Annotated in this window: 22 protein-coding genes and 1 tRNA gene; 22 read left to right on the forward strand and 1 reads right to left on the reverse strand. The window is 40.3% G+C overall.

Annotated elements, in window-relative coordinates; all coding sequences use genetic code 11:
* The first annotated feature begins 65 nt into the window (after positions 1-65).
* From AC2HW8_RS08665 to mnmL, 8 genes are all read left to right on the forward strand, one after another.
* Positions 66-536, forward strand: coding sequence for a VanZ family protein (locus tag AC2HW8_RS08665; protein ID WP_101028541.1), 471 nt, complete (start codon positions 66-68; stop codon positions 534-536).
* 31 nt (positions 537-567) lie between these two features.
* A complete protein-coding gene (locus AC2HW8_RS08670) occupies positions 568-1,950 on the forward strand; it encodes an MATE family efflux transporter (RefSeq protein WP_021883036.1) in 1,383 nt (460 codons plus the stop codon).
* Positions 1,951-2,001: 51 nt separating this feature from the next.
* Positions 2,002-2,382 (forward strand): hypothetical protein, encoded by a 381-nt coding sequence (locus tag AC2HW8_RS08675; protein WP_117950860.1) that lies wholly within the window; start codon positions 2,002-2,004, stop codon positions 2,380-2,382.
* 43 nt (positions 2,383-2,425) lie between these two features.
* A complete protein-coding gene (locus tag AC2HW8_RS08680; RefSeq protein ID WP_181979477.1) occupies positions 2,426-2,965 on the forward strand; it encodes a site-2 protease family protein in 540 nt (179 codons plus the stop codon).
* 12 nt (positions 2,966-2,977) lie between these two features.
* Complete coding sequence (locus AC2HW8_RS08685; RefSeq protein WP_484327427.1) at positions 2,978-4,834, forward strand: TIGR03960 family B12-binding radical SAM protein; 1,857 nt, start codon at positions 2,978-2,980, stop codon at positions 4,832-4,834.
* Positions 4,809-5,468 (forward strand): TIGR03936 family radical SAM-associated protein, encoded by a 660-nt coding sequence (locus AC2HW8_RS08690; protein ID WP_484312754.1) that lies wholly within the window; start codon positions 4,809-4,811, stop codon positions 5,466-5,468. The genes AC2HW8_RS08685 and AC2HW8_RS08690 overlap by 26 nt, the downstream gene beginning before the upstream one ends.
* Before the next feature lie 8 nt (positions 5,469-5,476).
* On the forward strand, positions 5,477-6,160 hold the full coding sequence (locus tag AC2HW8_RS08695; RefSeq protein ID WP_484327428.1) for a hypothetical protein: 684 nt from the start codon (positions 5,477-5,479) through the stop codon (positions 6,158-6,160).
* A 216-nt stretch (positions 6,161-6,376) separates the two neighbouring features.
* Positions 6,377-7,279 (forward strand): tRNA modification radical SAM protein MnmL/YtqA, encoded by a 903-nt coding sequence (gene mnmL / locus AC2HW8_RS08700; RefSeq protein WP_484327429.1) that lies wholly within the window; start codon positions 6,377-6,379, stop codon positions 7,277-7,279.
* 12 nt (positions 7,280-7,291) lie between these two features.
* On the opposite strand, the gene AC2HW8_RS08705 is transcribed toward mnmL, so the two are convergent.
* On the reverse strand, positions 7,292-7,963 hold the full coding sequence (locus AC2HW8_RS08705) for a cohesin domain-containing protein (protein WP_484327430.1): 672 nt from the start codon (positions 7,961-7,963) through the stop codon (positions 7,292-7,294).
* A 188-nt stretch (positions 7,964-8,151) separates the two neighbouring features.
* Between AC2HW8_RS08705 and AC2HW8_RS08710 the strand changes: the two genes are divergently transcribed.
* The 14 genes from AC2HW8_RS08710 to hisC all read left to right on the forward strand — a co-directional run bounded on the left by AC2HW8_RS08710 (position 8,152) and on the right by hisC (position 25,146).
* A tRNA-Ser gene (locus AC2HW8_RS08710) sits at positions 8,152-8,244 on the forward strand.
* Between the two features lie 300 nt (positions 8,245-8,544).
* Positions 8,545-9,258 (forward strand): UMP kinase, encoded by a 714-nt coding sequence (gene pyrH, locus AC2HW8_RS08715; protein ID WP_015523892.1) that lies wholly within the window; start codon positions 8,545-8,547, stop codon positions 9,256-9,258.
* A 53-nt stretch (positions 9,259-9,311) separates the two neighbouring features.
* Entirely contained in the window at positions 9,312-9,866 is a 555-nt protein-coding gene (frr, locus tag AC2HW8_RS08720) for a ribosome recycling factor (RefSeq protein WP_117886896.1), read from the forward strand.
* A 1-nt stretch (position 9,867) separates the two neighbouring features.
* Positions 9,868-10,614 carry an isoprenyl transferase gene (locus tag AC2HW8_RS08725; RefSeq protein ID WP_484327431.1) on the forward strand — a complete coding sequence of 249 codons (747 nt, stop codon included), beginning with the start codon at positions 9,868-9,870 and terminating at the stop codon, positions 10,612-10,614.
* Positions 10,615-10,630: 16 nt separating this feature from the next.
* Positions 10,631-11,461: a phosphatidate cytidylyltransferase gene (locus AC2HW8_RS08730; RefSeq protein ID WP_484327432.1), complete on the forward strand. Its 831-nt coding sequence runs from the start codon at positions 10,631-10,633 to the stop codon at positions 11,459-11,461.
* 6 nt (positions 11,462-11,467) lie between these two features.
* Entirely contained in the window at positions 11,468-12,613 is a 1,146-nt protein-coding gene (locus AC2HW8_RS08735; RefSeq protein ID WP_484327433.1) for a 1-deoxy-D-xylulose-5-phosphate reductoisomerase, read from the forward strand.
* 67 nt (positions 12,614-12,680) lie between these two features.
* Positions 12,681-14,066 carry an RIP metalloprotease RseP gene (gene rseP / locus AC2HW8_RS08740; protein ID WP_296665700.1) on the forward strand — a complete coding sequence of 462 codons (1,386 nt, stop codon included), beginning with the start codon at positions 12,681-12,683 and terminating at the stop codon, positions 14,064-14,066.
* Between the two features lie 19 nt (positions 14,067-14,085).
* A complete protein-coding gene (gene ispG, locus AC2HW8_RS08745) occupies positions 14,086-15,129 on the forward strand; it encodes a flavodoxin-dependent (E)-4-hydroxy-3-methylbut-2-enyl-diphosphate synthase (protein ID WP_296665697.1) in 1,044 nt (347 codons plus the stop codon).
* 50 nt (positions 15,130-15,179) lie between these two features.
* Positions 15,180-19,538, forward strand: coding sequence for a PolC-type DNA polymerase III (locus tag AC2HW8_RS08750; protein WP_484327434.1), 4,359 nt, complete (start codon positions 15,180-15,182; stop codon positions 19,536-19,538).
* A 12-nt stretch (positions 19,539-19,550) separates the two neighbouring features.
* Complete coding sequence (locus tag AC2HW8_RS08755; protein WP_101069576.1) at positions 19,551-20,870, forward strand: AI-2E family transporter; 1,320 nt, start codon at positions 19,551-19,553, stop codon at positions 20,868-20,870.
* A gap of 97 nt (positions 20,871-20,967) precedes the next feature.
* On the forward strand, positions 20,968-22,134 hold the full coding sequence (gene hisZ, locus AC2HW8_RS08760) for an ATP phosphoribosyltransferase regulatory subunit (protein ID WP_101069577.1): 1,167 nt from the start codon (positions 20,968-20,970) through the stop codon (positions 22,132-22,134).
* Between the two features lie 24 nt (positions 22,135-22,158).
* Positions 22,159-22,788 (forward strand): ATP phosphoribosyltransferase, encoded by a 630-nt coding sequence (gene hisG / locus AC2HW8_RS08765; RefSeq protein WP_021883052.1) that lies wholly within the window; start codon positions 22,159-22,161, stop codon positions 22,786-22,788.
* The gene (gene hisD / locus AC2HW8_RS08770; protein WP_303666382.1) at positions 22,785-24,077 is read left to right on the forward strand and encodes a histidinol dehydrogenase; all 1,293 of its coding nucleotides are present in this window, start codon (positions 22,785-22,787) and stop codon (positions 24,075-24,077) included. The genes hisG and hisD overlap by 4 nt, the downstream gene beginning before the upstream one ends.
* A 16-nt stretch (positions 24,078-24,093) precedes the next feature.
* Positions 24,094-25,146 carry a histidinol-phosphate transaminase gene (gene hisC / locus AC2HW8_RS08775; RefSeq protein ID WP_484327435.1) on the forward strand — a complete coding sequence of 351 codons (1,053 nt, stop codon included), beginning with the start codon at positions 24,094-24,096 and terminating at the stop codon, positions 25,144-25,146.
* Positions 25,147-25,149 lie beyond the last annotated feature (3 nt).

The following is a 25,149-nucleotide window of genomic DNA, read 5'->3' on the forward strand; positions in this document are numbered from 1 at the left end:
ATAAATAATTATTCAAAAGTTGACATTGACTGAATAATATGTAAAATATATTATGGAGTGATTTGATGAAAACGAATTCCTGTTCAATGCGATTCAGAATAATTATGTTTGTTTTGACCGCGTCAGTGATTGCATTTGCGTTTATTCATTCTTCAATGCCGTCAGTTGAGTCGGCACAAGAGAGTGAAAGCGTCCTTGATTTTGTCACAGTAATTTTGAAATTTTTCGGAATCGATCCGAATCTTTCGGACCACATAATCAGAAAGATTGCTCATTTTACGGAATATACCGTTCTGGGAGCATTGCTCTGTTCATGTGCCTATTCATTTGACCGAATCAAGCCGATAAAATTTGTACCCTACACCGTTTCTATCGGACTGTTTACCTGTTTTGTTGATGAAACAATTCAGCTTGGAATTGAGGGAAGATCGGGACAGGTGAGCGATATGTGGATTGACTTTTTCGGTGTGTTGCTTGGTACGGCTGTAATGCTTGTTGCATTTTGGATTTACAGGAAGATACGAAAGATCAACTAACTATATGTATGCGAATAAGAAAGGAATCAGTATGGGAAATATGGAAAATTCAGTAAAGCCCCATGAAAACAAAATGGGAACTATGCCAATGACAAGGCTAATTCTAACAATGAGTCTGCCTGCAATTTTTTCAATGACAATTCAGGCAATGTATAATGTTGTTGACAGTATTTTTATCGGCAACTATGACGCAGACGGACTGACCGCAACTTCGCTTGCGTATCCTCTGCAAATGCTTTTGATTGCGTTTGCAGCCGGTACGGCAGTCGGTGTAAACTCGTTTGTTTCAAGAAAATTAGGTGAGAAAAATTTTGTTCAGGCAAACGACGGAGCAACTCACGGTTTTGTAACCTGTATTTTTAATTATGTAATATTTTTATTGCTCGGACTTTTTGCGGTTCGCCCGTTTATGGCAATGTACACGCAGAATGAGGCTATTGTAAATTACGGAATCCAGTATCTGACGGTTGTACTTTGCTTCTCGTTCTTTTCAATTGTACAGATTATGGTTGAAAAAACGCTTCAGGCAACAGGCAATATGATATTCCCGATGTTATCCCAGCTTTTCGGTGCAATTGTAAATATTATTTTTGACCCGCTCCTGATTTTCGGTATAGGAATTTTCCCTGAAATGGGCGTTCTCGGTGCGGCAATTGCTACTGTATTCGGTCAATTCTGCGGTATGGTTTTCTGCCTTTGCATTCTTTTCTTTAAGAATAACGAAGTTAAAGTTTCGTTCAAACATTTCAAATTGAATGGTTCCACATTGAAATCTATTTATGTTGTAGGCTTTCCGTCTGTAATTATGCAGTCAATAGGTTCCGTTATGATTATCGGACTCAATGCAATTCTTGCTGTTTCGGAGGCTGCCGTTACTGTTCTCGGTATATATTATAAATTACAGAGCTTTGTATTTATGCCTTGTTTCGGACTCAATCAGGGCGTAATGCCGATTATCGGTTATAACTACGGTGCAAGAAAGAAAAAGAGAATGTATTCCGCTTTAAAGCGCGGCATCATCATTGGCGTAATTATTATGGCGGTCGGCACAATTCTTATGTGGACAATCCCCGAACAGCTTATTGCTATGTTTGGTGGCACACAGGATATTATGGATATCGGTGTCCCTGCATTCAGAATCATAAGCCTTTGCTTTATTCCTGCTGCTGCCGGCATTATCTTTACAACACTTTTTCAGGCGGTCGGAAAGGGACTGCGCAGTCTTATTATGTCATTCTGCCGTCAGCTTGTACTCATTCTTCCGATTGCGTGGGTGCTTTCTATGGTGTTTGATTATACAGCCGTATGGTATGCTTTCCCGATTGCGGAATTTTTCTCGTTAATGCTTGCAATTGCATTTTTTGTCAACCTTACAAAAGGCGATTTCAAAAGCCTTGACCAAAAGATTGAATGACGCAGTTAAATTTGTTCACCTCATTGCATATATTGCATTGAGGTGATTTTTTTGACAGAAAATAATGATAACAGAAATACCATTACATATGACGATGACTGGAAATCTGTTTCATATTCGGAATACCCGAAGGTATCGGAGGAGCTTGATTCAGATGAGGAGGATGTGAACTCTTTATCGGCTGAAAATAGTGATGAAAAGAAAAATTCTCCGAAACAGCTTGTGATAACGATTCAGCTTGTGTGTTGTATCCTTATAGCTCTTGCGGCTTTTTTGCTTAATTTATTCGGCGGTGAGGTCTATGCTGCAACACGGGAATGGTACTATTCAAACCTTGAAAAATCCGTTGTTTTTGATACGGGCGATAATAAAATAGATTTATCAAACATGTTTACTGCAACAAGCGATGAAGTTTCGTCTGCTGAGCATTGATTTTACGGTTTCGTATTCACTCGTTTGTCTTGGAGCAATATGTGTGATACTGAATATATTTTTAGGATTTCTATGTTGCGTTATGGCTGTGATTATTCATGAGTGCGGTCATCTTTTTGCAATGCTCATTTGCAAATCTCCGCCTGATAAAATCAAAATTTCGCTGTTTGAAATCAAGATTACCAACTCTTCAAGGCAGTTAAACACAACCCGTCAGAACATTTTTATAATTTTTTTCGGACCTTTAGTCAATTTCATTTGTTTTATTCTGTTTTATCTGTTATACTTATATAATAGTGAATTTTTATTGCCGATTGCCTTGGCGAACCTTTGCACGGGACTTTTTAATATGCTGCCGGTTATGTCGCTTGACGGCGGACAGCTTATGTATGTTATTCTGCGCAGAAAATTCTCGGAAAAATCAGCCGAAAAAATCATAAATATAACTGCTGTTATAATCCTTTTTCCGCTGACGGTACTCGGCTTTATGGTTTTGCTAAATTCAAAATATAATTTTTCGCTGTTGTTTGTGTGTGCGTATCTCATTGCGTCACTTTTATGTAAAAACAACAGGTACTACTGACGGAGGATTTCTATGGTCAGCAAAGAAGTTGAAAAATTACTTCTGAAAGTTCAAAAGCCGGGAAGATATGTCGGCGGTGAACTCAACGAAGTAATCAAGGATAAAAAGAAAATAGATTGCAGATTTGCCTTCTGCTTTCCCGATACCTATGAAGTAGGTATGTCCCATCTCGGAATGAAAATTCTTTACAGCCTTATGAACGCTGTGCCGCACATTTGGTGCGAAAGAGTTTTTGCCCCATGGGTTGATATGGAAGAAGAGATGATAAAACACAATATTCCGCTTTATGCGCTTGAAAGCGGAGATCCCGTGTTCGATTTTGACTTTATCGGTTTCACTCTCCAGTATGAACTCAGCTTTACAAATATGCTCAATATGCTCAGACTTTCGGGTGTGCCGATTAAAAGCTGTGACAGAAAAGAACTTAAAAACATAGTAGTTGCAGGCGGACCGTGTGCCTGCAACCCCGAGCCGATTGCAGATTTTGTCGATATTTTCTTCATCGGTGAGGGTGAAGAGGTTGACCTTGAGGTTATTGAGCTTTTCAGGAAGTGCAGAGCCGAGGGTAAATCAAAACAGGAGTTTCTTGAACTCTCATCTAAAATTGAGGGTGTATATGTTCCTGCACTCTATGATGTAACATATAACGAGGACGGCACAATCAAGTCATTCACTCCAAAAGGAGATGCTCCCGCTAAAATCCACAAGCGTATTATGCTTGATATGGACAAGTCGTTCTATCCTGATAATTTTGTAGTTCCGCTCGTTGAGATAGTTCATGACAGAGCGGTTCAGGAAATTTTCCGTGGCTGTATAAGAGGCTGTCGTTTCTGTCAGGCGGGCATGATTTACCGTCCCGTCCGTGAAAAATCTCCCGAAACTATAAATAAACAATGCAGAGCATTATGTGATAACACGGGTTACGATGAAGTTTCGCTATCTTCACTCAGTTCAAGTGACTACAGTCAGATTGTGCCGTTGCTTGACAAGCTAAATGAGTGGAGCAAAGACGAAAAAGTCAGCATTTCACTTCCGTCACTGCGTGTTGACGGCTTTACAGATGACATTATGAATAAGATTAAAACCGTACGCAAGAGCGGACTTACCTTTGCTCCGGAGGCAGGCAGTCAGCGTATGCGTGATGTTATCAATAAAAATGTTCGTGAAGATGAACTTTTGCAGACTTGCACAACTGCATTTGCAGGCGGCTGGACTACGGTAAAACTCTATTTTATGATTGGTCTGCCTACCGAAACAATGGACGATGTCGCCGCAATTGCCGGCCTTGGTCAGTCTGTAGTTGATGCATATTACAAATGTCCCGACAAGCCAAAGGGTAAGTCGGTGCGTGTAACCGTGTCTGCATCCTCTTTTGTGCCAAAACCGTTCACACCGTTCCAATGGGAACCGCAGGACACAATTCCAGTCCTTCATGAAAAGCAACAGCACATCAAGGACAGTATTACAACAAGAAAAATTCAGTTTAACTATCACGATGCCGATACAAGCTATCTTGAAGCAGTATTTGCAAGGGGTGACAGAAAACTTTGTAAGGTTATGGAGCTTGCATGTGAAAGAGGTTTTCATTTTGACGGCTGGAATGATTGTTTCAGCCTTGAAAAGTGGCTTGAACTCTTTGATGAATGCGGTGTTGACCCGTCATTTTATGCAAACAGACGCAGAAGTTTTGACGAAATTCTTCCGTGGGATCATATTGACTACGGTGTAACTAAGGATTTCCTTATCAGAGAATGTAAAAAAGCGTACGCAGATACAACAACACCGCATTGCAGACTGAAATGCAACAACTGCGGTGCGGCTAAATACGGAAAGGGTGTGTGTTTTGAAAAGCGTAAGAATATGGTTTAAAAAAGATTTTGAATGTCGCTATATTTCGCACCTTGACCTCAATCGATGTATGCTCCGTGCATTGCACAAGAGCAAAATCCCTATCTGGCATACAGAAGGATTTAACCCGCATCCGTTTGCAACATTCCCGTTGCCTCTTTCGCTTGGTTTCAGAGGTGTAAACGAATGTATGGATGTCAAGCTTGAGGATGAAAGCTTTCCGTTTGAAGAAATCATCTCAAGGCTTAACGATTGTCTGCCCAGAGGACTTCGTGTGTTTGATGTGACGGAACCCGTTATGAAAGCCGGAAAGATTGCTTTTGCATCATTTACAATCAAGATTTCCTGTGACAGCGAAAATTCCCATACAATATGCGAACAGTTTAAAGAACTGCTTGCAAGCGAAAGTATTGAAATTGAAAAGAAATCTAAAAAAGGCATAAAAACCGTTGACATAAAACAGGGTATAAAGAGCTTTGCAGTAACCGATAAGTTCGACTTTGCAGAACTTGATGTTGTTTTGTCGGCAGGCAGCTCCGACAATGTAAACCCGAATCTGCTTATATCGGCTTTTGAAAACCGTTTTTTGGTTTCCTGTGATACCGACATCACAAGAAATGACCTCTACAACGCAGATATGGAATTATTTAGATAGGTGAATATATGTTTGAATTTACAATAAGAGAAAACGATTTTTTAAACGGATTTTTGGATTTATTGAGTGAATATGTAAATAAGTCGTATAAGTTCACCATGTCGTACCTGACAAGCCCTCTTTTGTCAGATGTGCGTGAGAGCGAAAGACTTGTTTTGCTTGTAGTCAACAAGTCTGTTTTTCAGAATATGTACAGTTTCATCAAGCTGAATGACAGCAATATGCAGTTTGCATCATTTTCCTGTCTTGAAACAGCCGTGAACTCAATGCGACTTTACAATGTCCTTGCTACAAATCCGGATTATATGCACGAATATATTACCGGCGGAAACTTTTCGCTTGAAGTCTGTGAAAATGAAATTTCAGAAAAACAAAAAAAATACAAGAAAGGTGAAGAGGAGTTCTCGCTCCGTGAGTTTGCAACCGGACTTGGCAAATTCAATTCTTTTGAACTGAAAAATGCAGCTGTTGCGTCACAGCTTGTTGACGGCAACATCTATCTCGGACTTTCCTGCGGCAATGAACTCGGAGAGGATTTGCAGGATGAAGTCAGAAAGAGTATGATTGGTGCATACCTTTCACTTTCAAAGCACAATAAAATGTTTTTTAACGGCGGTATAGATGATAATCTTGAAGAGCTTGAGGACAAGCTCTATGCAAAGTTTCTTGAATATATCAGAAAGTTCTCATAATCTTTTTAAACTTTCACATTACTTTACACAAGCGTTCAATTTTCTGTCACATAAGACAGTTATTATATGATTGTAAGTTAAAGATAAACAAAAAAACACTTTAACTTCACATAGATAATGCTTACAAGAACTTTTCATAGATTTCCTCTCTAATATGTCGAAAGACACAAAGGTCGGCTTTTCTGCCGACCTTTTTAATTTATCAGGTGTTTTATTATGAATTACTACTCCCTTAATAAGTATCTCAAAAATACATTCGGTGAAAAGGTGTACAAAATTTCGCTGAACGGTAATATGACCTGTCCGAATCGTGATGGAACCCTCGGAACAAGGGGCTGTATTTTTTGCAGCAGGGGAGGCTCCGGAGAATTTGCCTCCGATGCACTTCTTCCTGTTCACGGACAAATCGATCAGGCTAAACTGCGAATAAAAAAGAAATCCGACTGTAAAAAGTTTATTGCATACTTTCAGCCGTTCACAAATACCTATGCGCCTGTTGAATATCTTGAAAAAATATTTGCAGATGCAATTTCAGAACCCGACATTGTTGCCCTTTCAATTGCAACCCGTCCCGATTGCCTGGGAAATAATGTGTTAGGTCTTCTTGAAAAACTGAACAAGATAAAACCTGTCTGGGTAGAACTCGGATTGCAGACCATTCATGAAAAATCGGCAGATTATATAAGAAGAATGTATCCGCTATCCGTTTATGACTCAGCTACAGAAAATCTTCATAAAATCGGAATCAATGTAATTACACACATTATTTTGGGACTTCCGAGCGAATCTAAAGAAATGATGCTTGAATCTGTAAAATATGCAGGCAGTAAAACCGACGGAATCAAACTGCAATTATTGCATGTTTTAAAAAACACAGACTTATGTGATGACTATGAAAGCGGAAAATTTGATGTGCTTTCAATGGAAGATTATATTGATATTCTTTGCGATTGCGTTGAAGTGTTGCCTGAAAATGTTGTAATTCACCGTTTAACAGGTGACGGGGATAAAAAACTGCTCGTTGCACCCATGTGGAGTGCCGACAAAAAGCGTGTTTTAAACTCAATCAACCGTGAATTTGCAAAGCGTGATATCACGCAGGGAAGAAAGGCAAAGTAAAAGACTCCCGAATCAATCATCGGAAGTCTTGTTTTCAAGAGTATTGTCATTGTGATTTTTCTCTTTTTCAGCTTTCTTCTGAGCTGATTTTTTACCGATTGCATATGCAACAGCCAATATAGCCAAGCATCCCGCAGTTATGCCCATGCCGGCAAGAAAAAATTTTATTTGCCTATCTTTAATGGGATTGTAATCAATATATTCGTCATCTGAGGCATTAACAGTTGTAGGCTCGGTCGGGTGTTTACTTTTACCGCCCTTTCCTGTAGCTTGCGTGCTGTTTTTATTGCTTGACGAGGAACTTCCGCCGCTAACCGTTCCCGATGCATTTTTATATATTCTGATACACGATGCAGTGCAACTTCCAACATCCATAAAGTTCACATCGGAATCAACACATTGATTCACCGTGTAGTCAATATACGCAGTACCTTCTTTTATTGTTTTGAAATCAAGCGTTAAGACATCGTTTCCGCCCGAAATATTTTGTCCTTCAGAATTAAGAAAAACAACTTTAACCTTGCCGCTTTTCTTGTTGACCTGAATTTTTGAGCCGTTATTCACTGCCTTAACCTTTCTGAATTCGATATAATCGGGATCATATGTAAATTCAAATGTTGCGGCAGAAAGTCGATTGCCGGAATTTGCGGAAAGAGCAACACTGAACAGTCTGTTCGGCTTCATATCTGCATTCTGCATTTCAAAACTTATGCTTGCAGTTGCAAATGCACTTGTTAAAGATATTTGCAATAAAGCTACCAAAATTAAAATAATGGAAAATAGTTTTTTCATAGTTCGCCACATAAAATTAAAATATTTCAAAATCTCACTTGATTTTTCTGATTTCATTTGATATAATAAACAGGTCGTTTGGAGAGATGTCCGAGCTGGCCGAAGGAGCATGATTGGAAATCATGTATACGGTGAACACCGTATCAGGGGTTCGAATCCCCTTCTCTCCGCCATAAACGCTGAACTTTATTTTAGGTTCAGCGTTATTTTTTTGACCTGTTTTTCTTAATAAAAGGTGTTGTTTTTCATATATATAATTGTATCGTATGGCAAGATTTGTTGTCAACGGATTTACAGTGAAGAGTTAGCACATACAGTGCATTTACGGTTATTTTTAATAATTTTTTAGCATTTCATATGACATAACCATTCAGCTTTCGGTTATTTATTCAAAAAACTGCCACTAAACCTTTACAAACCCTACAAGATATTGTATTATATTAGTAATTATAAATTACCATGGGGTGTTATGTATGAAACCAAAATATAAAAGAGTATTATTAAAACTTTCAGGCGAATCACTTGCAGGCGAAATGAAACACGGAATTGATTTTGAAACTGTTCTCAAAATCTGCAAGCCTATTAAAGAATGTGTTGACGCAGGCGTAGAAGTCGGCATCGTAGTAGGCGGCGGCAACTTCTGGCGTGGCAGAAGCTCAGGCGAAATGGACAGAACAAGAGCCGACCATATGGGTATGCTTGCAACAACAATCAATGCACTCGGTGTTTGTGATGCACTCGAACAGCTTGGAGTTAATGTTCGTGTACAGACAGCTATCGCTATGCATCAGATTGCAGAGCCGTACATCAGAAACAAAGCAGTTCTTCACCTTCAGAAGGGCAGAGTAGTAGTATTCGGTTGCGGAACAGGCAACCCGTTCTTCAGCACAGACACAGCAGCGGCTCTTCGTGCGGCAGAAATTGAGGCTGATATCGTAATGAAGGCTACTATGGTTGACGGTGTATATGACAGCGATCCCAAGAAAAACCCAAATGCAAAGAAATACGATACAATTTCTTTCCATGATGTTCTTAACAAGGATCTCGCTGTTATGGACAGCACAGCGGCATCGCTTTGCAAGGACAATAATCTTCCGATTCTTGTATTCAGTATTGAAGATCCCGAAAATATCTACAAAGCTGTATGCGGTGAAAACATCGGTACAATCGTAACAGCCAACAATTAATTTGAATTATTTACTGACTTTTTAACAATAATTATTACACAGGAGGCATAAATATGCAGACACAGTTAAAAAAAGCCGGCGAAAGTATGGACAGACGACTTGAGCATATGCGCACGGAATTTTCAGAAATCAGAGCAGGCAGAGCAAATCCCGCAGTTCTTGATAAGGTAAAGGTTGACTATTACGGCGCACCCACACCCGTAAATCAGCTTGCCGCAGTATCTGTTACAGAGGCAAGAACTCTTACCATTCAGCCATGGGATGCGTCTGTATTAAGACAGATTGAAAAGGCTATCCAGACTTCCGATATCGGCATCAACCCACAGAATGACGGTAAGATTATTCGTCTTATTTTCCCGCCTCTCACAGAGGACAGAAGAAAAGAAATCGTAAAAGATGTTCAGAAGATTGCTGAGGAAACAAAGATTCAGATTCGTAATGTCCGCCGCGAACTTATCGACAAGCTTAAAGCTATGAAGAAGGACGGCGAGCTTACAGAGGACGATCTCAAGCAGGGCGAAAAGAAAGCTCAGGATCTTACAGATAAGTATGTCAAAGAAGTTGAGAGCATTTCTGCAGTAAAGCAGAAAGAAATTTTGGAGATGTAATATGGCTTTTTTCTCAAAGAAAAAAGATGAGCAGGTTGGGGTTACAGACCTCAATCTGCCTTCACATATCGGAATTATTATGGACGGCAACGGCCGTTGGGCAAAGAAAAGAGGACTTCCGAGAAAAGCAGGTCACCGTCAGGGTGCTAAAACTTTCAGAACCATAACAAGATACTGTTCCGATGTCGGAATAAAGTACCTTACCGTATATGCTTTTTCAACCGAAAACTGGAAAAGACCGCAGGAGGAAGTTGATGCACTAATGTCGCTTTTTAAATCATATCTTAATGAAGCACTTGAAGATTTTAAGGATGACAGTATTGTGGTAAAATTCATCGGTGACAAGTCGGGTTTTAATGACGAGCTTCGTGAGCTTATGATTGAAAACGAGGAGAGCTCAAAAGACCGTGACGGTATGGTCCTCAATATAGCTATGAATTACGGCAGTCGTGACGAAATTGTCAGAGCCGTTAGAAACATTTCCGAGGATGTCAGAAACGGAAAAATTTCTTCCGATGACATAACAGAAAATCTTTTTTCAAATTATCTTTATACCGCAGGTCAGCCCGATCCCGACCTTATTATCAGACCGAGCGGTGAATACAGAATTTCAAATTTCCTTTTGTGGCAGTCAGCCTACACGGAATTTGTTATAATGAACAAGCTTTGGCCTGATTTTCAGAAATCAGACCTTGACGAAGCGTTAAAAATATACTCCTCCAGAAACAGAAGATACGGTGGAGTCTGATGAGAGTTGATATAAAATGAAATCCCTCAAGCCACGGCTGCTGACAGCCGTAATAGGAATACCAATACTGCTGATTGTTCTGTTTGTTTCGGAACTTTGGCACCCATTTGTAGGCATAGTCATAGGAGCATTCTCGGCATTTATGATAGGCGAGTATCTTCATGCAAGAAAGATGCTTTATAAATTTCACCTTTCAATACCTTGTATGCTGTTTGCTTTTCTGCTTTCGGTTTTAGTTACGACAAAGTATCTGTATGTTTTGATTTTTGCTTTTATACTGACAGTCTTTGCCGTAATGATTTTTAAACACGAAAAGACAAACTATGCCGATGTTGCATATTCAGTGTTCGGAACTTTTTTAATTTCTTTTGGAATGAGTGCCGTACCGATTGCCTGCGCATCATCTGTATCAATTACTTTCTGCTATATATGTATTTTCGCATTACCGTGGATGGCAGATGCAGGCGGCTTTTTTATCGGAGCATCGTTCGGCAAGCACAAACTTTGTCCGAAAATCAGCCCTAAAAAGACTGTTGAGGGCGCAATCGGCGGAATACTTTTCTGTGACCTCACATCAGTAATTATAGGTCTTATATTTCATTTTTGTGTTATGCCTGATGCTAACATTAACTTTTGGGCATTGATTCTTCTCGGTGTAATTGACGCTCCTGTTTCCATTCTTGGTGATTTAAGCTTTTCACTCATCAAAAGAAATTACGGAATCAAGGACTACGGTTCAATTTTCCCCGGTCACGGCGGAATGCTTGACAGGTTTGACAGCATAATATTTACTGCCCCTGTTCTTGTGGCAATCAATCAATTCATACCTTTCATAACAGTGGGGTAAACTAAAATGGTAAATTCACTTTCAATTCTCGGATCGACGGGTTCAATCGGAACTCAGACGCTTGATGTTGCAGATAAACTTAATTTAAAAGTTTCCGCACTCACGGCGTCAACAAATATAAAGCTGCTTGAAGAACAGGTAAGAAAATACAAACCTGAACTTGCAGTAGTTTTTAACGAAGAAAAAGCCAAAGAATTCAAAGATAATATAAAAGATACAAACACCCGAGTTTTAAGCGGTATGGAAGGACTTATTGAGGCGGCAACGCTTGAGAATGCCGACCTTGTTGTAAATTCGGTTGTCGGAATGGTAGGCTTAAAGCCTACACTTGCAGCGGCAAACGCTAAAAAAGATATTGCTTTCGCAAACAAGGAAACGCTTGTAACAGGCGGTAAGCTTGTATGTGATGCGGTAAAGAAGAACGGTGTGAAGCTTCTTCCCGTTGACAGTGAACATTCCGCTATCTTCCAATGTCTGCAGGGAATGCCTGAAAAGAAAATGCTTAAAAAGCTCATTCTTACAGCATCCGGCGGCCCGTTCTTTGGCAAAACAGTCGAAGACTTAAAGAGTGTAACAGTTAATGAGGCTCTCAATCATCCAAATTGGAGTATGGGTGCAAAAATAACCATCGACTCTGCTACAATGATGAACAAAGGTCTTGAAATCATTGAGGCGAGATGGCTTTTTGATGTTCAGCCCGAAAACATTGATGTTGTTGTTCATCGTGAAAGTATCATACATTCTCTCATAGAATATGTAGATAATTCCGTAATTGCACAGCTTGGACTTCCCGATATGAGGATTCCGATACAGTACGCAATTACATATCCGGAAAGATATGAGTCACCTGTCGGTGAATTAAGTCTTGCTCAAATCGGCAAAATGACTTTCTTTGAACCTGACTATGATACTTTCAAATGTCTGAGAGCCTGTAAAAAAGCTCTTTCACTCGGAGGCGTTGCAACAGCAATTGCCAACGGTGCTAATGAGGAGGCTAACCGTCTTTTCAGAGAAGGTAAAATCACTTTTCTTGAAATCGGTGACCTTGTTATGGGTGCAATTGATAACATAGACAATTTTGAGCCTTTATGCGTTGATGATGTGTTAAAGGCAGATAAACTCGCAAGAGAGTATGTACTCTCTAAGCTATAATTTGCGGTAATATTTTTCAATGCTGTCTTTGCAACGGCAATGAATATTTTGGAGTTGATTTATTTTAATGCAAATTTTAACAGTTGCGGCTCTTATAGTAATAGGAATATTACTTTTTGAGCTTATAATTTTTTCTCACGAATTCGGTCATTTTATTACCGCAAAGCTTTCGGGTGTAAAGGTAAATGAATTTGCACTTGGAATGGGACCGAAAATAATCAGTTTTGTTAAAGGCGAAACAAGGTACTCGCTTCGTCTTTTTCCTATAGGCGGTTACTGTGCCATGGAAGGAGAGGATGAAGACAGTGAAGAAAAAGGTGCTTTTAATAACGCAAAAGTTTGGAAGAGAATGATTATCATAATCGCAGGTGCGGTTATGAATATTCTTCTCGGTTTTGTTATGATGTTTGCCTTTACCGTTCAGGCTGACAGCTACAGTTCAACTACAATATCTCAGTTTCAACCCAATGCATTTACTGCAAACACAGGTTTACAAACAGGGGATAAGATTGTTGAAGTGAACGGTTATTCGATTTGGAATTCACGAGATTTGCAGTTTGCAATCTCAACTCTTCCATATGAAACAGTAGAAGGCAATACACTTGAGGTATACAAAGAAAGAGCAACATCTGCCGCTTGCGGTGTATATAATAAGTATGCAAAAGACGAATCTCTTTCAAAGGATGAACTTCAAAAATACTACAATGCTCTTTCGGAGGGTTGTTCAAAAATAAATAAGGCTGCAAGCAAAGACGAGGCTAAAAAACTTCTTGACGAAACTTGCAAGTCAATTTATGCACTTGACAAATCATATGATATGTCAAAGTATAAAACACCCGAAATAGACACAACTACATCAAGACCGAGATTTATAGGTGATGTAAAAGTTGTTCGTGACGGCAAAGAAATAACACTTGAAAATGTACAGTTTTTCACCTATTACGCTGATGAAGATGCCGAAAAGGAAAACAAACCTACTGTTGCGTTTGACTTTGCCGTTGAACCGATTGAGAAAAATGTCGGTACTGTCCTCGGTGAAACATTCACACAGACCTGTTCAATGGCAAAAACCGTGTGGACATCTCTGGTGTGGCTTGTTCAGGGCAGATTTACATTCAACGATATGTCAGGCCCTGTTGGTATTGCTACAGCTGTCACTCAGGTTGCATCAATGGGACTTCAAACAGGCTTCGGAGATGCAGTCAATAACATTCTTTTTGTAATGATACTCATTACGGTAAACCTCGGAATTGTAAATATGCTGCCGTTCCCGGCGCTTGACGGCGGAAGATTCTTATTCCTGCTGATTGAATGGATATTCAAAAAGCCGATTCCGAGAAAGGCAGAACAGATTGTGAATACAGTCGGTCTTGTTCTGTTGCTTGCATTTATGCTTATTATTTCGGTGAAAGATGTGTTCCAGCTTGTAACGGGAACATTCCCCGGAATGTAGACAAACGGAGGAAAACCTTATGGGAAGTAAAATTCAGGTAACTGCCGGCAATGTAAAAATCGGCGGCGGTGCTAAAGTAAGCGTTCAGTCAATGCTCAACATTCCCTCAACCGATATTGAGGGTTCTGTAAGACAGGCAAAAGAGCTTGAAGAGGCCGGTTGCGAAATTATTCGTGCCGCTATTCCTAATAAAGATGCAGTAAAGCTTATTCCTGCCCTCAAAGAGGCTGTAAGCGTCCCGATTGTAGCCGATATCCATTTTGACTATAAGCTTGCGCTTGAGGCGTGTGCGGCAGGCATCGACAAAATCCGTATCAATCCGGGTAACATCGGATCAGATGATAGGGTAAAGGCGGTGGCAGACGCTTGCCGACAGCGTGGCATTCCGATTAGAATCGGTGTTAACTCAGGTTCGCTTGAAAAGGAAATTCTTGCAAAATACGGTCATCCCACACCCGAGGCACTTTGCGACAGCGCCTTGTACCATGCGTCACTTCTTGAAAAATTTGATTTCAACGATATTGTTCTTTCAATGAAAAGTTCAACCGTTTCTACTATGATTAAAGCCTATGAGCTTGCCGCAGAAAGGTGTGACTATCCGCTTCACCTCGGTGTTACAGAGGCAGGAACAGAAAGAATTGGTATTATCAAATCTTCTGCCGGAATCGGTGCATTGCTCCTCCATGGTATCGGTGATACAATCAGAGTTTCCCTCACAGCCGATCCTGTAAAGGAAGTTTATGCTGCTCATGATATCCTCAGGGCTCTTGACATTGAGAAAGACGGAGTTCAATTTGTTTCATGTCCGACTTGCGGAAGAACAAGAATTGACCTTGTGAAGATTGCAAACGAGGTTGAAGATAAACTCAGAAACTGTAAAAAGAATATCAAAGTAGCGGTAATGGGTTGCGTTGTAAACGGTCCCGGAGAGGCAAGAGAAGCTGATATTGGCATCGCAGGCGGTGACGGTTGCGGGCTTGTATTCAAAAAAGGCGAAATTCTTCGCAAAGTTCCGGAAGATAAACTCGTTGACGCACTTTTGGAAGAAGTAGAAAAATTATAACTCTATCAGCAGTCAAAATACATTTGCTGTAATATGACAGAAGGACATATATGAAAACATTAGGAGAAGTCTTTGACTCCAAATTTGGCATTAAACTGCCGCAAAAGATTTCACAGGGAGAACTGACACAACTTAATATTAACAAACAAGCCCGTTTGATTACTTTAACAGTAAAATTCAACGGGCTCGTTGAGCGTAATACGCTTTTTGACACGGAAAAGCTGATTACCAAGGCACTTGCGTATCATACTGTAATAAAACCGCATTTTCCGACAGAGTTGTTTTCCGCTGATTATTTTCCTCAGCTATATGCAGCCGTAAGGCGAGATATTCCGAGTATTAACGGAACTCTCAACAATGCTGAGGTTAGGTTTGAAAACAATACGCTTACGATAAATCTTCTTAACGGCGGAAAAACTCTCCTTGACAGTAAAGGCTTTGACAAAGCACTTATAAAGCTCATTTCGGAAGAATTTAATCTTTACATTTCCGTGAATTATACCGGAACCTTTGAGGTTGAAGAAAACAGCGAAGAATACAAAGCCGCTATTCAGGATGCTCAGGAGAAAATCAACCGAGAAAATCTTCAGAAAGCCGCTGAATTCTATCAGGAAGAGGTTGAAACAGCGGAGAAAAGAGAAGAAAAACACGCTGAAAACACTACTGTGGAAATTGAAGTTCGTGAGGGCAAGTTTGCAACACCGCAGATTATTCAGTCCTCAATCCGTCCGTTATACGGTCGTTCAATCAGGGGAAAAATGATTCCCATTTCTTCAATTTCAGGTGATTCGGGAAGAATTGTGGTATGGGGCGATGTGTTTGATATTGAAAAGAAAGTCACTAAAAGCGGTGACAAAAATATTTTCACTATCGACATAACCGATTATACAGGCTCAACAACAGCTAAAGTATTCAATTCAATCAAGGAATCAGCTGTAATTGATAATATCAAAAAAGGCGATACAATCGTTGTTCAGGGTGATGTTGAGTACGATAAATATGCAGGCGAACTTGTTGTAAATGCCCGTTCAATCGGTACGGCTCAAAAAGTAAAAGTAGTTGATAATGCCGAGAAAAAGCGTGTTGAACTTCATATGCATACAAATATGTCGCAGATGGATGCCGTAACATCGGCAGGTGACCTTGTAAACCGTGCTTATCAGTGGGGACACAAAGCCGTTGCAATTACTGACCACGGTGTCGCACAGGCTTTTCCCGACGCAATGAAAGCCGCAGATAAAATCAACAAAGACGAAGAAAAAATTAAAATCATCTACGGTGTTGAGGCATACTTTATGGATGACCTTGTAGAGTCTGTAAAAGGTGATGCCGACACAGGTTTTGACGGCACATTCATCTGCTTTGATATAGAAACAACAGGCCTTTCAGCCGCCCGTGACAAGATTACCGAAATCGGCGCAGTCAAGGTTGAAAACGGTGTCATCACCGATACTTTTTCAACCTTTGCAAATCCCGAAATGCCGATTCCGCAGAAAATCACTCAGCTTACAGGCATTACCGATGATATGGTAAAGGATGCTCCGTCACAGAGCGAGGCGGTCGGTGCATTTCTTGAATTTGCCGGTGACAATGTGCTTGTTGCTCACAATGCTCCCTTTGATACATCCTTCATAGCAAAAGCCTGTGAAGATATGGGCAGGGAATATAACTACACTTCAATCGACACGGTTGCAATTTCAAGAGCGATTCTTACAGATATCAAGAACTGCAAGCTTGATACGGTTGCAAAATTTTTAAGGCTCGGCGACTTCAATCACCACAGAGCAACCGATGATGCCGAAATGCTTGCGAGAATTTTTATAAATCTCTGTCAGCGACTTACAGATGATTACGGTATAACAAAAACAAACGACATTAATACAAAGATAGCAGGCGGAGATTTTAAAAAGCTTCCGACCTATCATCAGATTATTCTTGTAAAGAATAAAACAGGTCTTAAAAATCTTTACAGACTTATTTCTTACAGTCATCTTAATTATTTCTATAAAAAGCCGAGAATTCCGAAAAGCGAGCTTGTGAAGTACAGAGAGGGACTCATAATCGGCTCAGCTTGTTGTGCAGGTCAGCTTTATATGGCAATTCTCGAGGGCAAGCCGTGGGGCGAACTCAAACAGATTGCGTCATTCTATGATTATCTTGAAATTCAGCCTGCAGGCAATAACAGCTTTATGATTCGTGACGGCAGATTTAATTCTGTTGACGAACTTCATGAAATTGACCGTACAATAATTAAGCTTGCAAAAGAACTCGGCAAGCCTGTATGCGCAACCTGCGATGTTCACTTTATGGATCCGACAGATTCCGAATTCAGAAAAATTCTTATGGCAGGTCAGGGATTTAAAGATGCCGAACAGCAAGCTCCGCTTTATTTCAGAACAACCGCTGAAATGCTCAAGGAATTTGAATGGCTCGGCAAGGATAAAGCCTATGAGTATGTAGTAGAAAATCCCAATAAAATCGCCGATATGTGCGAATATATCAGACCTATTCCAAAGGGTACATTCCCGCCTAACATTGAGGGCGCACAGGAACAGCTTATTGATATTACATGGAAAAGAGCAAAAGAGAAATACGGTGATCCATTGCCTGAAATCGTAAAGGCAAGACTTGACAAGGAACTTAATTCAATCACAACCTACGGATTCTCGGTGCTTTATATGACTGCGCAAAAGCTTGTTGCAGACAGTGAGGCACACGGATATCTTGTCGGTTCACGAGGATCGGTAGGTTCGTCTTTCGTAGCTACTATGTCCGGTATTTCGGAGGTTAATCCGCTTTGTCCGCACTATGTATGTCCAAACTGCAAACACAGCGAGTTCATAACAGACGGCAGTTACGGCTCAGGCTTTGATATGCCGCCAAAAAACTGTCCCGAATGCGGTACTCTTATGGATCAGGACGGTCACGAAATTCCGTTTGAAACATTTCTTGGCTTTAAAGGCGACAAAGTGCCTGATATCGACCTTAACTTCAGCGGTGAGTATCAATCAAAATCTCACCGTTACACGGAAGAGCTCTTCGGTAAGAATAATGTGTTCAAAGCGGGAACAATTTCTACAGTAGCCGAAAAAACAGCACTCGGCTTCGTTAAGAAGTTTGCACAGGAGCGAGGTCTTGTAATGCACAAGGCTGAGGAAAAGCGTCTTGCAATCGGTTGTACGGGTGTTAAGAGAACCACAGGTCAGCACCCCGGCGGTATGGTTGTTGTGCCGAGAACAAACGATGTTTACGATTTCTGCCCTGTTCAGCATCCTGCAAATGATGTTAACTCAGATAACATTACAACGCACTTCGACTTCCATTCAATTCATGATACAATCACAAAACTTGATGAGCTCGGACACGATGTTCCGACAATCTATCATTATCTTGAACTCTACACAGGTATCCCCGTAATGAAAGTTTCTATGAGCGATCCCGAGGTTATGTCGCTGTTTACTTCTCCGAAAGCACTCGGAGTTACTGAGGAGGATATCGACTCAAAAACCGGTACATTCAGCCTTCCTGAATGCGGTACGGCTTTCGTAAGAGGAATGCTCATTGAGGCACAGCCAAAGACATTTACCGACCTTTTGCAGATTGCAGGTCTTTCGCACGGTACCGATGTATGGCTCGGAAACGCTCAGGAACTTATTCATAACGGAACCTGTACAATTTCGGAAGTAATCGGTACTCGTGACTCGATTATGACTTATCTTATGCACAAAGGTCTTGAACCGGGCATGGCATTCAAAATAATGGAGATTGTCCGTAAAGGTAACGCAACAAAACTTCTTACGGAAGAACACTTCAAGGCTATGCGTGAACACAATGTTCCCGAATGGTATATTGATTCATGTATGAAAATTAAGTATATGTTCCCGAAAGCCCATGCCGCAGCCTATATGATTGCAACGCTCAGACTCGGTTGGTACAAGGTTCACAAGGCCGTTGAATATTATGCGGCATACTTTACCGTACGAAGTGAAAATCTTGACGGTGCAATTGCCATGCAGGGACATCAGGCTGTCCGTGACAAGATGAACAACATAAAACAAAAACAGAGTGTTCACGAAGCAACAGCCAAGGATGAAGCAGAGTTCCAGACCTTGCAGATTGTCAACGAAATGATGGCAAGAAAAATTGAATTTCTTCCTGTTGATATCTACAAATCCGAGGCTAAAATGTTCAAGGTAGAGGACGGGAAAATCAGACTTCCGTTTTCATCCTTACCCGGTGTAGGCGGTGCTGCCGCAGATTCACTCGCAGAAACGGGCAAGCACACAGAATATCTTTCAATTGAAGATATGCAGATAAAAACAAAGGTTACTAAGGCTGTTATTGAAACACTGAAAGATGTCGGAGTTCTCAAGGATTTGCCTGAAAGCTCACAGATGTCATTATTTTAAGGAGTTGTCTAAATGAAAAAACTGCTTTCGCTAAAAACTTTGCTGATTTGCATTTCATTTACAGTATTTCTTTTACTTGTAAAAGATAATATGGATGTTGTGTGGTCGGCAATCGGTTGGATAACAGGCATAATCACTCCGTTTGCAATCGGGTTCCTTTTTGCTTACATCCTTAACTATCCTTACAAATTTTTCTACTCCAAAGTTTTCGGCAGAATGGGGCGAAAGCGAAAATTCCTTGCTAACTTCAGAAAACCCCTTGCGCTTATTATAACCTATGCAATTGTAGTAGCAATTTTTGTTGTTATAATCTCAATTGTAGTTCCGCAGATTGCAGCCAGCCTGTTCAGTCTTATTAACAGCCTGCCGCAGTATGCAGGCGTACTTTCTGACATGACAAAAACAGTAGTGCATTGGATTAACCATACATTCAGTATGGAAATTGACGCAAGTGAAGTAATAAACAACTTCTTCAAGTATATTACAAACTTTATTTCGGCAGGCAATATCACCAGTTTTCTCGGCAACTCTACAAATGCCGTATTCAGCGCAATTATGTCTACGTGTAACGGTGTGTATAACTTCCTGCTCGGAATCGTTATTTCAGTTTACTTCCTTGCCGCAAAGGAAACACTTTGCCGTCAGATAAAAAAGCTTGCTGTTGCTTTTATTCCGATAAAGTATCTTCCTAAGATTTATGAAATTGTCGATATTACAGATACAAAATGCGGCCGTTTTCTCGTTGGCGATATCATTGATGCGGCTTTTCTCGGTGTTCTCACATTCATTACAATGTCAATTTGTCAATTACCGTACGCACCGCTTATTGCGGTTCTTATCGGTGTGACGAATATTATTCCGTTCTTTGGACCGTTCATCGGTGCAATTCCGAGTGCTTTTATCCTCTTGCTTATTGATCCTATTTACATGATTATTTTCATAATCATTATAGTTATAATTCAGCAGCTTGACGGCAATCTTTTCAAGCCGAAGATTATCGGCAGTCAGGTCGGTCTTTCAAGCTTCTGGGTACTGTTCAGCGTAATTGTCGGCGGAGGAATGTTCGGTGTGCTCGGTCTTATTCTCGGCACACCAATCTATGCCGTAATCTATGCTCTTGTCGGCAAGAGAGTTAAAAACAAAATTGACTCAAAGGGTAGAATTGCTCAGGAGGCTCTTGATTTTGAGGTGCTTAACTATACCAAAATTGCCGCAGAGCAGAAAAAACTTCGTGAAGAAAAAGAAATGCAGCAAAGAGAAAAATTTATGAAATTCATCAACCGTAACAAAACAAATGATGAAGACGAATCCTCAGATAATACAAATGAATAATCGTAAAATTTTCGTTTCATCTGAATAGTGTTGACAAATCAAATTTAGTGTGTTAATATATTACCATATTAACACACTAAAGCGTTGAGAGGTAATTATGAAAAAGAATTTAAAAATGACTCCCGAGGGAACAAAGGACTTTCTGTTCGCTGAATGTTCCGCTATGGATTATATCTGCACAAGCATTGAAAAGGTATTTGTCAAAGGCGGATTTAAACGGGTAATAACTCCTGCTCTTGAATTCTATGATGTGTTCTCAATTCCGTCAAGCGGAATCTCGCAGGAATCAATGTTCAAGACAACCGATAACAAAGGCAGACTTCTTGTTGCCCGTCCTGATTCCACTCTGCCGATTGCAAGAATGGTTTCTACAAGACTTAAAAACAATACACTTCCTGTTCGACTTTACTACAAGCAGGCAGTATATCGCAACAATCCGTCACTTGCAGGAAGAAGAAACGAATTTCTTCAGATGGGTGTTGAACTTCTCGGGGCAAAAGGAAAGAGAGCCGACCTTGAAATTCTCACCTCGGCAATAAAAAGCATTTCAGCCGTTGCCGATGATTTCAGAATTGAACTCGGACATGCCGAAGTATTCAATGCTCTGTCAAAAGAACTCGATATTGATAACGATTACAAAGAAAAAATCAGGGTATCAATCGAAAGTAAAAACTACTCGGCGCTTAACAATCTTCTTGACAAACTCAAGCCTTGCAAGACTGTTTCCGCAATCCGTTCGCTCCCGTCACTTTTCGGCGGTGAAGAAGTGTTTGATGAGGCATATGACATCTGCAAAGGTACAGGCGCCGAAAACGCTCTTGATTATCTCCACTCAATCTATAAAGAACTTTCCGTGCTTGAACTCGGCAACAAGCTTATCATCGACCTCGGACTTGTTCAGAGAAACGATTACTATACGGGAATCGTATTTTCAGGGTATATTAACGGAATCGGTGACGCTGTTATTTCGGGAGGAAGATATGACGATCTTCTCAGCGAATTTGACGCTCCTATGGGTGCGGCAGGCTTTGCGATTGATACAGACGCAATTACAATGAAACATCTTTCCGATGATGATGTAAATTATTCAGATAATCCCGATGTTCTCGTTTTTGCAGAAAACGGACATGAAATGAAGGCTCTCAGATATGTTGACGAGCTTAATGAAAAGGGAATAAATGCACAGTTCAGCGTACTTGAAACTCTTGAAGAAACAGAACAGTTTGCAAAATCAAGAGGAATTGCAAAAGTTGAAAGTATATAATCAAGCTGTCGGAAAGGATTAAATATGAAACCATTAAGAATTGCTCTGACAAAGGGCAGACTTGAAAAGACCACAATTGAACTTCTTGAAAAAATCGGATATAATTGTGATGAAGTAAAAAACAAGGGAAGAAGGCTTATTCTTCCGATCGGCAACAATGATTTTGAAGTTGTGCTTGCTAAAGCCGCAGATGTAATTACATATGTTGAGCACGGTGTGTGTGACCTTGGTGTCGTTGGCAAGGATACAATTCTTGAAAACGGTTCATCTTTTTATGAACTTCTCGACTTAGGATTCGGTAAATGCCGTTTTGCTCTTGCTACAAAAAAGGACTCCGATTTTTACGGCGGTTACAAAACAAAGACAATTGCGTCAAAATATCCCAATGTAACCAGAGCATTTTTTGACGATAAAAATATGGATGTAAGAATCATTAAGATTGAGGGCTCGGTTGAACTCGCTCCTCTTGTAGGTCTTGCAGACGGTATTGTAGATATAGTAGAAACGGGTTCAACGCTCAAGGCTAACGGACTTGAAGTAATTGAATGGGTATGTGATATTTCAGCAAGACTTATTGCCAATACGGCAAGTCTTAAACTGCGCAAGGCTGAAATTGAAGAATTGCAGAAGAAACTGGAGGCTGTCACAAAATGATTACAACTGTTGTAGCAGACGGAAAAAACGAATATGAATTTATTGATTTGCTCAAAAAGAGAGCGCAGAATTCAGATAAAAATGTAGTTCCGATTGTTTCGGAAATCATCGAAAATGTAGCAGAAAACGGTGATAAAGCCGTAAAGGAATATACCGTTAAATTTGACGGAAAAGCACCTGAAAAGGTAGAAATTACTTCCGATGAAATCGACAGCCTTATTGAAAAATGCGACAAGGATTATCTCAAAACAATCAAAAAGGCAGCCGCAAATATTGCAGACTTCCATAAAAGACAGGTTCAGCAAAGTTGGCTCACAACAAAGAATAACGGCGTAATGATGGGGCAGAGAATCAGAGGCCTTAAAAGAGTAGGTATCTATGTTCCGGGCGGCACTGCAGCATATCCCTCATCAGTTCTTATGAACGCAGTTCCCGCTAAAATTGCAGGTGTTGAGGAAATTATTATGTGTACACCTCCTCAGAAGGACGGTACACCAAATCCGAATATCATCGCCGCCGCAAAGGTAGCAGGTGTTGACAGAATCTTCCTTATGGGCGGTGCACAGGCAGTAGCCGCACTTGCATACGGTACAGAATCCGTACCAAAGGTTGATAAAATAGTAGGACCCGGCAATATCTTTGTTGCAACAGCAAAAAAACTTCTTTACGGAACAGTTGACATTGATATGATTGCCGGTCCGAGTGAAATACTCATCATTGCCGATAAGTCTGCAAATCCAAAATTTCTTGCCGCAGACCTTATGAGTCAGGCAGAGCATGACCGGCTTGCGTCTGCAATTCTGCTTACCGACTGCGAAGAGCTTGCTAAAGAAACTGAAACAGAGCTTGAAAAGCAGATGACCGCTCTTTCAAGAAAAGATATTATCCGCTCATCGGTTGACAATTTCGGTGCAGTTATTGTATGCAGTGATATGTCACAGGCGATTGAATTTGCTAACGAGCTTGCTCCCGAACATCTTGAGGTTTGTTGTGAAAACCCAATGGAGTATGTCGGCAAGCTTGATAATGCCGGCTCTGTATTTCTCGGCAACTACAGTCCCGAGCCTCTGGGCGACTATTTTGCAGGTCCTAATCATGTTCTTCCGACAAGCGGCACGGCAAGATTTTTCTCACCTCTTTCGGTAGACAGCTTTGTAAAAAAATCAAGCTTTATTTACTATACGGAAGACGCTTTGAGAAAAGACGCCGAAGATGTAGTTCGCTTTGCAGAAACAGAAGGACTTACAGCACACGCAAATTCAATTAAAGTGCGTTTTGATATGAAATAAGAATGGAAGTTATGCAATGTCTTATGAATTAAACAAAAAAATCCGTGAACTTGAACCGTATGAACCAATCAGCGGTACATATAAAATTCGACTTGATGCAAACGAATGTCCTGTAAATTATCCTGATTTCATCAAAGAAGAAATCAAAAATGCAATTGATACAATTGATTTCAACCGCTATCCCGATCCGCTTGCGGAAAAGGTTGTTACGGCTTTTGCGGATTATTACGGAATCAATCCAAAATATGTAACCGCAGGCAACGGCTCAGATGAACTTATCTTTTTGATTGAAGCCGCATTTATGGAAAAAGGGGACAGGATGCTTTGCGTTGCTCCCGATTTTTCAATGTACAAATTCTATTCATCAATCTGTGAGGTTGAATGTGACACATTTATCAAATCCGACGACCTTTCAATTGATACGGATGCACTTATTGAAAAGGTAAATCGTGACAATATCAAACTTCTACTCTTTTCAAACCCATGCAATCCGACAGGACAGGGTATGACCGCCGAAGATGCACGCAGGCTTGTTACAAGCGTAAATGCACTTGTAATTCTTGACGAAGCATATATGGATTTCTGGGATCAGAGTCTTATAAATGAGGTTGAAAAGTATTCAAATCTCATTATTTTCAGAACCGCATCAAAGGCAGTAGGCTCAGCGGCACTCAGACTCGGTTTTGCCGTTGCAAATGAAACAATTTCAAGAGCTGTAAAAGCGGTAAAATCTCCGTACAATGTGAACACATTTTCTCAGGTTGTCGGCAGTATAATATATAAAAATAAAGATTATCTCAAAAACAGACAAAAAACAATTGTCAGAAACAGAGAAAAGCTGTATAATGACTTATTGGAGTTGTCCGCTCTTTCCAATGATTTTAAGGTTTACAACAGTTGTGCAAACTTTGTTTTTGTTAAAACATCATTCGGCAAAGACTTGTGGAACTATCTCAAGGACAATTCAATTGTAATCCGTTTTATGGGCGATTACATCAGAATTTCCGTTGGCACAGAAGAAGAAAACGAAGAACTGATAAGTTGCATTAAAACTTATTTATCGAGGTGATTA

The sequence above is a fragment of the Ruminococcoides sp. genome, assembly GCF_057037865.1.